The organism is Algoriphagus marincola DSM 16067 (assembly GCF_000429405.1).
Taxonomy (GTDB): domain Bacteria; phylum Bacteroidota; class Bacteroidia; order Cytophagales; family Cyclobacteriaceae; genus Algoriphagus; species Algoriphagus marincola.
On sequence record NZ_AUBU01000003.1, the window covers coordinates 40977 to 53534 of the forward strand.

14 protein-coding genes are annotated in these 12558 nt (G+C 40.4%); 7 read left to right on the forward strand and 7 right to left on the reverse strand.

What is annotated here, in order from left to right; translation table 11 throughout:
* The first annotated feature begins 178 nt into the window (after nucleotides 1–178).
* From G457_RS0105755 to G457_RS0105765, 3 genes are all read left to right on the forward strand, one after another.
* On the forward strand, nucleotides 179–1300 hold the full coding sequence (locus G457_RS0105755) for an MBL fold metallo-hydrolase (RefSeq protein WP_248602824.1): 1122 nt from the start codon (nucleotides 179–181) through the stop codon (nucleotides 1298–1300).
* A 141-nt stretch (nucleotides 1301–1441) separates the two neighbouring features.
* Entirely contained in the window at nucleotides 1442–2590 is a 1149-nt protein-coding gene (locus G457_RS0105760) for a Gfo/Idh/MocA family protein (protein ID WP_026945618.1), read from the forward strand.
* A gap of 115 nt (nucleotides 2591–2705) precedes the next feature.
* Nucleotides 2706–3215, forward strand: a complete 510-nt coding sequence (locus G457_RS0105765) for a DUF2911 domain-containing protein (protein WP_026945619.1) — start codon at nucleotides 2706–2708, stop codon at nucleotides 3213–3215.
* A 33-nt stretch (nucleotides 3216–3248) separates the two neighbouring features.
* On the opposite strand, the gene G457_RS0105770 is transcribed toward G457_RS0105765, so the two are convergent.
* Both G457_RS0105770 and G457_RS0105775 read right to left on the reverse strand, forming a co-directional pair.
* Complete coding sequence (locus G457_RS0105770) at nucleotides 3249–3569, reverse strand: nucleotidyltransferase domain-containing protein (RefSeq protein ID WP_026945620.1); 321 nt, start codon at nucleotides 3567–3569, stop codon at nucleotides 3249–3251.
* Between the two features lies 1 nt (nucleotide 3570).
* Entirely contained in the window at nucleotides 3571–4047 is a 477-nt protein-coding gene (locus G457_RS0105775) for a nucleotidyltransferase substrate binding protein (protein ID WP_035483309.1), read from the reverse strand.
* 122 nt (nucleotides 4048–4169) lie between these two features.
* On the opposite strand from G457_RS0105775, the gene hrpB reads away from it, so the two are divergent.
* Nucleotides 4170–6659: an ATP-dependent helicase HrpB gene (gene hrpB, locus G457_RS0105780; protein ID WP_026945622.1), complete on the forward strand. Its 2490-nt coding sequence runs from the start codon at nucleotides 4170–4172 to the stop codon at nucleotides 6657–6659.
* Here hrpB and G457_RS0105785 read toward each other — a convergent pair.
* Together G457_RS0105785 and G457_RS0105790 are read right to left on the reverse strand one after the other, a co-directional pair.
* Nucleotides 6656–7279 (reverse strand): hypothetical protein, encoded by a 624-nt coding sequence (locus tag G457_RS0105785; RefSeq protein ID WP_026945623.1) that lies wholly within the window; start codon nucleotides 7277–7279, stop codon nucleotides 6656–6658. The two genes, hrpB and G457_RS0105785, sit on opposite strands and share 4 nt — an antisense overlap.
* Before the next feature lie 36 nt (nucleotides 7280–7315).
* The gene (locus G457_RS0105790) at nucleotides 7316–7840 is read right to left on the reverse strand and encodes a HEAT repeat domain-containing protein (RefSeq protein ID WP_026945624.1); all 525 of its coding nucleotides are present in this window, start codon (nucleotides 7838–7840) and stop codon (nucleotides 7316–7318) included.
* Between the two features lie 44 nt (nucleotides 7841–7884).
* Here G457_RS0105790 and G457_RS0105795 point away from each other — a divergent pair, with 44 nt between their 5' ends.
* Nucleotides 7885–8592: a hypothetical protein gene (locus G457_RS0105795; RefSeq protein ID WP_051260724.1), complete on the forward strand. Its 708-nt coding sequence runs from the start codon at nucleotides 7885–7887 to the stop codon at nucleotides 8590–8592.
* Nucleotides 8593–8745: 153 nt separating this feature from the next.
* Here G457_RS0105795 and G457_RS0105800 read toward each other — a convergent pair whose 3' ends face one another.
* From G457_RS0105800 to G457_RS0105810, 3 genes are all read right to left on the reverse strand, one after another.
* Nucleotides 8746–9132 carry a TM2 domain-containing protein gene (locus G457_RS0105800; protein ID WP_026945626.1) on the reverse strand — a complete coding sequence of 129 codons (387 nt, stop codon included), beginning with the start codon at nucleotides 9130–9132 and terminating at the stop codon, nucleotides 8746–8748.
* A complete protein-coding gene (locus G457_RS0105805; protein WP_035483440.1) occupies nucleotides 9125–9430 on the reverse strand; it encodes a DUF2752 domain-containing protein in 306 nt (101 codons plus the stop codon). Before G457_RS0105805 ends, G457_RS0105800 begins: the two co-directional genes overlap by 8 nt.
* A gap of 108 nt (nucleotides 9431–9538) precedes the next feature.
* Nucleotides 9539–10621 carry an oxygenase MpaB family protein gene (locus G457_RS0105810; RefSeq protein WP_026945628.1) on the reverse strand — a complete coding sequence of 361 codons (1083 nt, stop codon included), beginning with the start codon at nucleotides 10619–10621 and terminating at the stop codon, nucleotides 9539–9541.
* A 48-nt stretch (nucleotides 10622–10669) separates the two neighbouring features.
* On the opposite strand from G457_RS0105810, the gene G457_RS0105815 reads away from it, so the two are divergent.
* The gene (locus G457_RS0105815) at nucleotides 10670–11566 is read left to right on the forward strand and encodes a TolB-like translocation protein (RefSeq protein WP_026945629.1); all 897 of its coding nucleotides are present in this window, start codon (nucleotides 10670–10672) and stop codon (nucleotides 11564–11566) included.
* A 4-nt stretch (nucleotides 11567–11570) separates the two neighbouring features.
* Nucleotides 11571–12485, forward strand: coding sequence for an SMP-30/gluconolactonase/LRE family protein (locus G457_RS0105820; RefSeq protein ID WP_026945630.1), 915 nt, complete (start codon nucleotides 11571–11573; stop codon nucleotides 12483–12485).
* Nucleotides 12486–12558: the final 73 nt, after the last annotated feature.

Genomic DNA, 12558 nt, shown 5'->3' on the forward strand with positions numbered 1-12558 from the left:
GTAAGTTACAAAAAATCAAGTAGCTGAAAATGCCATTGATGGAATTATACCCTGAAAAAGATCAGAAAACTTCTTTACCCACTTTCGGTTTATGAGACTAATCTATCTGGGATTTATTTGGAGGTAAAATCGGTTTAATATTTGCCCGTCAATCAAATCTCTTCAATCCAAAAGAAAAGTGATTCGAAATATTATTCTAATTCCCGTAGGCTTTATTTTTAGCCTAATTCTTTTTGTGGCGCTTTTTCTAAATCTTAATCCACAGTTTGGAGCTAATCCAAGCAAAGAACAAGTTCAAGAATTCGAAAAGCTTCCGCATTATAGTGATGGGAAATTTCAAAATCTGATTCCTACTGAAATGAGTATGGGCTTTGCCAAAGCCATCAAACTCCTACCTGAATTCTTCAAGTCAGATCCTTCTCGTCAACCGGATTTTGAATTACCTGTTCAAAAGGTAGATTCACTGGATTTAATAAACTCCCAAAATTCTCGACTTATTTGGTTTGGACATTCGGCCTTTTTGCTTCAGCTAGCCGGAAAAAATATTTTGTTGGACCCGATGTTCGGGGATGTCCCTGCTCCGCATCCATGGCTTGGGAATAAGCGGTTTTACGATGAATTACCCATTGAGGTGGAGCAATTGCCGATTATTGATATGGTGTTCTTTTCTCATGATCATTACGATCATTTGGATTATGAATCGGTACAACGTCTGATCCCTAAAACCAGAATGTTTTATGTCCCCTTGGGAGTTGGCGCGCATTTGGAGCGATGGGGTGTGTCTCGTGAAAACATCCAAGAACTAGATTGGTGGGAGGAAGATTCCTATGAAGGAGTTTCAGTAGCATTTACTCCAAGTAGACACTTTTCAGGCCGTGGCTTGTCCAATCGATTTAGTACGCTCTGGGGATCTTGGGTGATTTCTACCGGATCAGAAAATATATTTTTCAGTGGTGATGGTGGCTATGGACCTCATTTTCAGGAAATCGGTGATAAATACGGGCCTTTTGATTTGGCCCTTTTGGAATGTGGTCAATACAATGAAAATTGGAAAGAAATCCACTTGATGCCTGAGGAGACCGCACAGGCTGGTCTGGATTTGCGTGCCAAACAAATTATGCCAATACATTGGGGAGCATTTCGACTAGCTATGCACAGTTGGACAGATCCCATTGACCGGCTATTGCCAAAAGCTGAAGAGCTTAATGTAAAAGTCCGAACACCAATGATCGGCTCATTCCTTTATTTCAATGAGGAACAATCTCAAAACAGCAAATGGTGGCTAAAGCCTTCTGAGTAAAAGACATTCGGTCTATTTCATTACCAGCTAAAAAAAATCAAGGTCAAGCTAGAAGATAAATGAATACACTTCTTTGTTCGATTATTAAGCATTTTTCCTAATTTGAAACTTTGTTTAACATCAAATAAAACCTAAAAACCTATGTCTCAAAAAATCAATGCAGCCATCGTCGGAACAGGATTTATCGGTCCGGCCCACTTGGAGGCGCTTAGAAGAATTCCAAATATTGAAGTAATTGGCCTGGTTGAGGTCACTCAAGAGTTAGCCGATGAAAAAGCAGCTTTATTGGGAATTCCTAAAGCTTACACTTTTGAAGAGATGCTGAAAGATTCGGATATCCATGTAGTCCATATCTGTACTCCTAATTTTCTTCATTATCCACAAACCAAGGCTGTATTAGAAGCAGGCAAGCATGTGATTTGCGAAAAGCCTTTGGCTGTAAAAATTGATGAAGCAGAAGAGTTGGTAGAACTTGCTGCTGAGAAAGGACTGGTTAATGCCGTGCATTTCAACCTTCGCTACTACCCCATGGTCAGACAAATGAAGACTATGCGAGAAAAAGGAGAACTGGGTGAAGTCTACAGTATTATGGGATCCTATTTGCAGGATTGGCTATTTTTAAAGACAGACTATAACTGGAGATTGGAACCTGACAAATCCGGTGATTCTCGCGCTATTGCCGACATTGGTTCCCACTTATTGGATATCACTGAATACGTGACCGGACTGAAAATCACAGAAGTATTAGCTGACTTCTCTACGGTTCATAAAACCCGATTGAAGCCTCTGAAAGCCATTGAGACCTATTCTGGCAAAATGCTTACCATGGATGATTATGAAGAAGTTCCAATCAATACTGAGGACCATGCTACCGTGCTATTGCGTTTTGATAATGGATCGAAAGGCTCAATCACTGTATCCCAGGTCAATGCAGGACGAAAGAACCGATTAAACATCGAAATTGCAGGTTCTAAGTCTAATTTTGAATTTAATTCAGAGCGACCTAATGAGCTTTGGATAGGCAAAAGAGAGACAGCAAATGGTCATCTGATGAAAGATCCGGCATTGTTTCATCCAGAAGCTTCAGCCCTGATTTCTTTCCCTGGAGGCCATAATGAAGGTTTCCCTGATACATCTAAGCAAATGTTTAAGGAAGTGTATGCGGCAGTCCGAGAAGGAAAACAACCTGATTCGCCATCATTCCCGACCTTCGCTGATGGATTAAGGGAGCTAATTATCGGTGAGCGAATTATCGATAGTAATAAATCCCAATCATGGGTTAAAGTTTAATTTACTTAGGTTTAGGGAATACGCGAATTCCCTAAACCTTTTTAATAATTGTCAGTACAAACCTTTATATAATTATTTTAACCCTTTAATTTCACTATCACTAAATCACATAACCATGAACTTTAAAAAAATCCTTTTCTCTGCACTGATGCTTGGAGCATTCGTTTTTGCTGCCCAAGCACAAGAAAAACCTAGTCCTGCCCGTACCGCTGAAGGAACTGTGGGAGATGCAAAAATCATCATCAACTATTCCTCTCCTGCTGTAAAAGGTCGTATGATCTGGGGAGATTTGGTTCCTCTAGGCCAAGTTTGGAGAGCTGGTGCCAATGAGGCGACCACTTTCACCACGGATAAAGACATTATGGTAGAAGGTCAGAAGCTTCCTGCTGGAACCTATGCTTTCTTTATCATCCCAGGTGAGTACGAGTCTACCTTCATTTTCAATACCGAAGCTAAGCAATGGGGAGCCTTCAATTATGATTCCTCAAAAGACGCCCTTCGAGTAAATGTACCTTCTCAGCAAACTTCCTCAATGGAAGAGAGATTGGTCTATGAAGTAAAGGATGGCGGATTTGAAGTTCGCTGGGAATACGGAAAAGCAGGAGCAAAACTTTCCGCTCAATAAATTGAAAAACTAACCCAAAAAAGCCACTTCAGATTAATATGAAGTGGTTTTTTCTTTTTCATAAAAGACTTTCCCTACCCTATTGATATGATCTATCAAGTCTGCATTAGAGATTTGCTTAAATAAGGAGACATCAAATTTGTAGGGAAGGAAGAGATCATCAATAGCCAGTTCAATTTTTTGGAGTTTTCTCAGGTCTAAACTTTCGCTAAAAAAAGTCAAATCAATATCAGACCCTTCTCTATAATTTCCCTTGGCGCGGAATCCATAAATAACCACTTTTTCTATTTCAGGAAATGATTCAAATTCTGCTTGGAGCTTTTTTATAATTGATGAAGACAATCCAAAATCCATTTTAAAACAGTTTTCCTTTTGATACACTCCTGATTTCTTCCATGTTGTCTCGGAAGTTTTCGAAAAGCGGGTGATAATCATGTATGATACTCAAAAAAATACTGTCAGCCGTTTCTTTATTGTAGGTATGTGAGGTTTTATTCCTACTCTTGATCATGTCCATCCATGTTTCTCCTTTCGAAATTAAACCTGCCGAAAATGCTTCCTTTATTGCATCTTTAGAACCCATAGTTGTAATGCCACCAACTTCTTTCATGTAATCCTTCATCACATTCCAGGCAAGCTCATGGGTATATTCAAAACGTTGAATAATCCCTTCTTTGATGATATCATCTAAAAACTCATCTGAGCTAATTTTCCCATCTTCCTCCAGCCTATATTCGGATTTTATTTTTTCGATCGCTTGGTCTAGTTTCTCAAAAGCTTTCACATAATTTGAAAAACGCTGGATCCAACGAATATCTTTATTAGCATTCATAGTCTGAGATTCTATTAGTTAAAGTTCTGATTTTAATCTAAAGAATTTTAAAAACCTGAAATTATTTTCCTCTTTTTTGATGCTTATCTACATAAAAAGTAGTCATTCAATATCTTTGATGCATGATTATTCTTAATCCCGATTCCTTCGACCTTCCTGTATCTGAAATCATCCCTAAGGTCAAAAAACACCTTTCCAGCCAAAATTCCCTAATCATTCAAGCGCCTCCCGGTGCGGGAAAGAGTACGCTTTTACCTTTAGCCCTCCTTGAAGAAGAGTGGCTCAAAGGAAAGAAAATCTTGATGCTCGAACCTAGACGTCTAGCTACCAAGTCCATTGCAACTAGAATGGCTGAAATGATTGGTGAAAAAGTGGGTGAAACAGTGGGCTATCGAATTAGATTTGAATCGGCAGTTTCGAAAAAAACACGTTTGGAAGTCATCACAGAGGGAATCCTGACCAGAATGATGCATCAAGACAATGCATTGGAGGAAATCGGTTTGTTGATATTTGATGAATTCCATGAGCGGAATCTCTTTTCTGAAGTAGGACTTGCGCTAGCGAGAGAGATTCAAGAGATACTTAGACTTGATCTGAGGATTCTACTGATGTCTGCGACCATCGATACGAAGGAACTTTCCTCTTTACTCCACGCGAATGTGCTTGAAAGCAAGGGAAGACAATATCCCGTGGAAGTTAATTACTTGAACACGATCGATGAATATGCCATCGGAGAGGATACAGCTAGGCAAATCATTCCTTTGACTGAAAAGCATGAAGGAGATTTTTTGGTTTTCTTACCTGGTCAGGGAGAAATAAGAAAAGCTCAATCCATTCTTAGATCGGCTTTGCCAGATGACCTTATTTTACCACTTTATGGACAGCTAACTCCTGCCGATCAGCAAAGAGCTATTTTACCCAATCCACAAGGAAAAAGGAAGATAGTCTTGTCCACGGATATAGCCGAAACCTCACTAACCATAGAAGGTATTCGGGTGGTAGTAGATTCAGGATTTGCCAAATCAAATAAATTTGACCCGCGTTCAGGTCTTTCTCGTTTGGTTCTGCATAGAATCAGTAAGGATTCAGCAGATCAAAGAAGTGGAAGAGCCGGAAGGCTTTCTTCAGGCCACTCCTACCGGCTTTGGAATAAAGGTATTCAGAGTCAATTGGCAGATTTTAGAACTCCTGAGCTGTTGGAGGCTGACCTGACCGGAATGGTATTGGACATGATAGCCTGGGGCAAGGATAATATTCAAGAAATGGCTTGGCTTACTCCCCCACCAAAAGCTAGCATTGCACAATCCGAAAAGGTGTTGGAGGCGATCGAAGCGATTGAAAATGGTCAGATTACAGCCCATGGAAAAGGCATTCAGGCCTTACCCCTACAGCCAAGAATAGCCCATATGCTGCTTTATGCGAAAGAAAATGGACTGTTGGAGTTGGCTACGGATGTGGCTGCTATCCTGGAGGAGCGAGATCCTTTAGGGGCTGATGCGGGAGTAGATATCAATTTGCGCGTGGAAGCTCTGAGGAGGTATAGAGATCGTGGAGTAAGCATATCCCGAATCAAAAAAATAGAAAAGGTAGCTGCACAATACAGGAAAATCTTTCAGGTTACGCCAGAAAATTCGCCGGTAGATCCTTGGGCAACAGGACTTTTGCTAGCGTATGCCTACCCAGAACGAATCGCCGCAGCACGTCCTGGAAACAATGCTCAGTTTCAATTGGCGAATGGTAAAATTGCTCAAATTGGTCACCGAGATGACTTGGCTCATGAATCTTGGCTGGCCGTGGCCCAGGTAGATGCGAGAGAAGGAATGGGCAAAATATGGTTAGCAGCTCCTTTGAACCCAAAAGATCTTGCACCCATGCTTAAGACTCGGGAGGTTTTAGAATGGGACCGAAAAAAGGGTGGACTTATTGCGGAGACCGAAGTCCGAATTGGGGCGATTATTTTGGGAAAAAGACCACTCAAAGCATTCAATCCCGGATTAGCCAAGGAAGCCATTGTTAGGGCTATTCAGGAAGATGGCCAGTATTTATTGGATTGGAATGAGGAAACCCTACAGCTAATTTACCGGGTACAATCGATTAGAAATTGGAATAATGATTCATCCTGGCCGGATTGGTCGGTTCAAAACCTCTGTAAAAATGCACCTGATTGGCTATCTCACTATTTGATAGATATTTCGAAAAATGATGATCTCAAAAAGCTTAATTTAAAAGATATACTACTCCATTCTCTTTCTTTTGAGCAGCAGCAAATGCTAGGACAACTTGCTCCAGAAAAAATAGAAGTGCCCTCAGGAAGCAAGATTAAAATTGAATACCAAGAAGAAGGTATGCAACCTCGACTATCCGTAAGATTGCAGGAGCTTTTTGGTTTGATAGATACTCCAAGGATAAATCAGGGGAAAAATGCCTTACTTATTGAAATGCTTTCACCGGGCTTTAAGCCAGTGCAATTGACTCAAGATTTAAAAAGCTTTTGGTCAAATGGCTATTTTGAAGTGAGAAAAGAACTGAAAAGAAGGTATCTCAAACACGAGTGGCCTGAAAATCCCCTAGAAGCGGAGGCAGTTAGGGGTGTGAAAAAGAAAAGAGATTAATCTTCTAAATGGTCGAGGAAATCTAAAAGCTGCAGGAATGAGGCGATAGTAAATGGAGTCATGCCCGTCTTCTTAATTTCCTCTAAGTAAATATCCCGTAAAACCGGATAATCATTTGGATTGTAGATTCTAGCCAAGGTTACCCCACGAAAAACGTAATACACAAAGTTTTGTGTCCTAAACACTTTTTCTTTTCTATCTGCGAAAGCTTTCTCAAGATTTTCCGGAATGATCATTTCGTCCATCCAATGAAATCCATACCCCACAAAAAACTTCTCTGCTGCCATGATTGATTGAGCCAGCTGTGAATTTGAGTTTAAGACAAAACGCTTTGGTAGCTCCTTCCCTATTTTGTCAGGACTTTGGATAAGAGTGATGGAGCGACGGGAATAATCACTTAAGCTTGGGAGAAATTTATGGATGATTTCCTCAACCTGATGAATTCTTATCCCCAAATTATATTCTAAATAGCTCACATCTGGATATTCAGAATAATGAATAAAAACCACTTGCTGACCATGATCAAAATCTTTGAAAAACAGCAAGTGGTTAGGATGAAATTTAAAGCCAAAATCGCTCAGAAATTGATTATGAAATCCAATGACGTCTAGCTTTCTCATATAAATATTAACTTCAAAAAGTCTCAAAAGTTGTAGTTAATCTGAAAATAATTCTCTCATTTCCAATAACATAGGCTCAACCTCAGATTTTTTAATGGAAAGACTATCAGGATCTTCCGGGTTGTGGAGGTAGTGATTCCAATGCTTCTCTGCTTTTCGAATGGTTCTTGGCGAAATATCGAATTCCACTCTATCTAAATATTCCTTTGCCAAACTGGAAGACTTGAAATTTCCAAATAAGTACACTCGGAAAACATCAACAAAACGCTGGCTCAGGTCGAATTCTTCTAAAATCTGCACAAAAGCTCCCTGCTGCTGCTTATTTTTTCGATCATGGATAGCCTTAAAAATCGCATCCAATGATTCTTCGTTCCAAGGTGTTTTAGACAAAGCTCTACAAGCCAGATAGGCAGCTTCCCAATCATCAGATAGCACTAATTCGATCAACTTATCTTTGACTTCTTCGGTAGCTTTAAGCCCAAGTTTATCAGCAAAATTATAAGCCTCTGCTTCCTTGGGATCTAGCATTCGCTGAAAGAGTTTTTCTATTTCTTCGTCCATAGTTATTTGTTTATTTGCAGAAATCCTTTTTTGGATCTAATTGTATGCATATTCCCAATACCCAAAATATTGATTTTACGACTTTTGAGGAGCTATTGAAAAAGTCCAAAAAGGAAAATCTGGATCTTCAATACAATCAAAAAAAGCACCAACTCGAGTTGGGAATGCAAAATAAATGGTTTGCCAAGATATTTCTGCCTTGGGACCACAATTGGCAAAATGACCAACTCGTTCTTCAATCCAAATCAGCCATAGCATTGGTTGGAATTAGAGCCGGGCAAGCATTTACAGGGCTAATTGAAAATCGTCAATTGATTGATCACAAAATATTTCGAGCCTATATGGTTCGGAAAAAACAAGGTAAATCACAGGTTAAACATTTGAAAACCAAAGGAAAGTCTAGAGCAGGATCAAGAATCAGATTAGCTGAAACTGAGCGATTTTTCAATGAAATTAATGAAAGGCTAGAAGTCTATGCAGGTCAGCTAGCCGTAGATCGATGGGGAATAGCCTGTGGAAAAACCCTTTGGCCCTATCTCTTTGATGCAGAGGTTCCTCCCCCATTTTCAAAAAAAGATTCAAACCTTGTTCAGCTTCCCTTCCATGTGCAGCAAGCCTCGTTTGAGGAATTACAAGCAATTTCAGAACTATTGATGGGATTTCACCTTTTAATTTCTGATGAAGGGGAAGACTTTTTTGAAGAAACACTTCAAAAACCGAAGAAGGATTTGGGAACAGAAGATGATTGGTAACAAAAAAATGGCTGTCTCATAAACCGTTTGTTTGTCAGCCTGAGCGGAGTCGAAGGCCATTTCCGGTATGTTGGAAGACATTTCGACTTCGCTCAATGTGACAAGCTTTACTTTTGGGACAGCCTCTCTTGCTAGTGGTTATTGGTATACAATTTATGAGTTTCCGATATTTCCATCCATAGGAGAAGGATATTGATTGGAAAGCATTGCCAAGGTTTCATGCGCCATCTTGACGTTGTATTCATAAGCTAGGCTCTTGTAGTTGACCAAATCCACGATCGTACCGATAAAGCACAATCCGACAGTCAAAATATATAGAATACCTAAGCCGATTTGTCCCAAGATGAATCGATGCAAACCTGCAAATCCAAAGAAACCGATCAAGGTCAAGATTAGGATCATTTGAGCGTCTTTTCTTCTCGCACGGTAAACCTGTGCAAAGAGAGATGCTTGATCGTCATCCATATTTTTCATCAATCCTTGAATGTAGCCCAATTCCATTCCTTCGAGTTCGGGCAGGTGTCTTAATACATTAGCCATAGTTGTGTGTTGTTTTTAAGTTGCTTATCAAATTCCAAATTCTAGAAAAAATCACCAGATACGCCAGAGCCGCCAATGGATGCATTTCCCAAGATGCCTGGAATTCTCCTCGTGCCAATAAGTTCATGGCCCGGCCTAAACCGCAACCAGGACACCAACTGAACCCGAGATTTTCCAATGGACAGAGCGAAAAGTGATTCGCTGCCCAAGGGTCAATCGTGAGAATTGCAAGCAAACTTCCGATCCAAAAGATCAGCTCCAATGGAAGCTTCTGAAGTTTCATGATGATTGCTTTCATGCCAGTAAGAATACGAAAAGGGTGCCAATGCCCAAAATGCATGTTTTTCGGCAAAAAGAGGGGGTTGAACGATTAAAATGATTGATAAACGTACAAAAATGTGTCCGATTATGAACGGACAACTTGAGGTAAGTTCAGTTTTATGACTTCACCAAATTTTTCTTTTTGTTGAATTTCCATCATTCTGCGAAAGCTTTCATAGCTTTTCTTCGAGCCGTAATTTTTCAATCCTGAAAAGCGAAAAACAAGATCAACCAAATTTCCAGGAAGTGCATTTGTGCTTTTTACCCCAAGTGCATTAGAGGCTTCTTTTCCCAGGAAAAAATAAAATAATCCATCAACTTGCTGCCGGATGAGGGCATCAGGAATGTTTCCTTTATAGTAGCCACCGAGAGCACCTATCAAGGTTTTTCCTGCTTCTGTGCTTTTTAGATGTCTTTTCCGGATCAGTCGATCCAACTCAAACGCTTCCTTGGAATTTTCAGGCCAATAACTAGTATCCACTCCGATCAACTCCCCTATCCATTTCCAATACTGCAAAACAGCCTCAAAATCCGATTCTGAGATATTCCTGCCCATTTTGATCATTCCGCGAAGTACGATCATGCTGAAGGCCAGATTAGTTCCAAGCATATCCTCCTGATTGATAGCTTTTCCAAACTTTGGGTCCCAGTCCCGTGCATATTTTTGGATAAAATATCTGCTAAAGGCATGAATCAACCGGACTTTCGCGCAAGTTAAGTAGGCCCGAGAATCAGAAATAAAGGCATTGGGCCGGAAAATGTCCATTACAAAAACGCCAGTCTCTGCCAGCCGCTTTCCGATATCCTGTACGATCCGCTTTGATCTGACCAATACCTCTGCCCCATCTCCAAAAGCATAGCAGTAGGGCAACGAATAAAAACCTAAAAGACCTAGATAGATATCTCCATTTTTAGCGAAAAAAGCCTGCCCATTTTGAAGAACTGAAGTTTCTCCAAGTGATAGTTTATCAAAATAAAACTGAAGGAAATTTCTCACCCTCGGACTGAAATCAAGGCTCAATTGATCAGGAATCATATCCCAGGAATTGAATACATCAATCAACTTTGGATTTGCTATCAAGTCCTCAACTGCCTGATCTGCAAGGGGATCTTGTCTTTGTCGGAGTTGATCAAAATTCTGATTGGTGTAAAGCTTCAATTTGTCCACAGCAATCTAACCTTGATTTTGTATTTTGGTTGCACAAACCAATCATTTATGCTGAAGAAGATTACTGCCAATCTCTGCTTTCTGATTTTATTTTCCTTGCCGCTATTTGCGCAGGGAAGTTTTGACCTGATTCAAGTGGATACCAAAGGAAAGGGTAAAAGCCTTGAAATTCTCGCAGAAACAGCCAAACCATTGACAGATAGAGTTGGGTATGACAATCAACCAAATTTCATCAATGATCAGGAATTAGTTTTTTCGGCAGCGGATGATCAAGGAAATCACGATATTATTCTCTATAATTTTTCAACAAAGAACTTCACCAATCTAACTAAAACTGCTGACCGAAGCGAATATTCCCCATCCATTACGGACTGCAAGCAATACATAGCAGCGGTAGTAGTTGAGCCCGAAGGTGCTCAGCGGCTTTGGCTTTACCCTATCAACCTTAGCGAGCCGGAGTTACTCTATGATGATATCGAGCCAGTGGGCTATTATGACTGGTATGACAACAAGGCCGCGATGTTTGTTTTAGGAGAGCCTAATTCATTGATTTATGCTAGAGGTCGAGGAGATCTCGTATCAATGGATCAGAATATCGGCAGATCAGTAAAGCGAAGGCCAAAAACCTCAGAAATCACCTATCTTTCCAAGGAAGATGTCCAGACAAAACCAGATGGTGTTGCCTTGGAATTACGGGCTTTTGATTTAAAAACCAATCGAAAATCCGAACTAGGGCTTGGCTTAGGTGGCTCAGAAGATTTTATCTGGGTTGATAAAAAAAACATTTTGATGGCGAGAGGAAATGAGATTTTTATGAGGAGAATAAATGAAAATACTTGGTCCAAGCTAGCTGAAATCAACCTTTCATCTCATCAAAATATTTCACGGATGGCTTACAGTGAAGACTTAGAAGTGCTAATTTTAGTAATGGAGAGAAACCAATAAACCTATGATCAATAAAAAATTACTACTCGCTCTGGTAGCGGGTATTTTATCCCAAACAGCTATGTCGCAAATTGAAGATAAAAAAGGAATCATCGTCAAGGGTGCCGAACTGGTAAAAGTCCAAGATGGATTTTCCTTTACCGAAGGACCTGCAGTCAGTCGCGTGGGCGATGTGTATTTTACAGACCAACCAAATGATCGTATCCACGTCTGGAATGCCATTTCCGGAGAAGTTTCGGTGTTCAAGGAAAATGCCGGACGATCCAATGGCATGTATTTCAAACTTGACGGTACACTCATCTCCTGTGCAGATGAGCAAAACCAGCTCTGGGCTTTAGATTCAAAGGGAAATGAAACGGTTTTGGTCGAAAACTTCAGGGGCAAAAAATTAAATGGTCCAAATGATGTCTGGGTACGGCCAAAGGGAGGAATGTATTTTACGGATCCTCTTTATGTAAGGCCTTACTGGGAAGGAATCCGAGGAAATGAAAGAGAACAAGATGGAGAGCATGTCTATTTCTTGTCTGAGGATGGAGCTGAGTTTTTCAGAGTAACTGAAGACCTTGTCAAGCCAAATGGTATCATTGGTACACCTGATGGTAAATACCTCTATGTGGCAGATATCGGAGATAGTAAAACCTACCGCTACGAAATCCGGGAAGATGGTTATTTGATCAATAAGGAGCTTTTCTGCGAAATGGGATCAGATGGAATGACGATCGATAATCGAGGAAATATTTACCTCACAGGAGACGGAGTGACTGTTTTTAGCTCGAAAGGCGAAAAAATCGCTCATATCCCGGTTCCTGCAAAATGGACTGCAAATGTCACTTTTGCCGCCTTAGATAGAAAAACTTTGTTTATCACCGCAATGGATGCAGTATATACGCTTCAGATGAAAACTCGTGGAGTTTGGTAATTTAAAGCCGGAAGCTAGAAGTGGGAAGCATGAAGTAAGAAGGTCTTCCTACTTCAAGCTTCCTACTTCCATC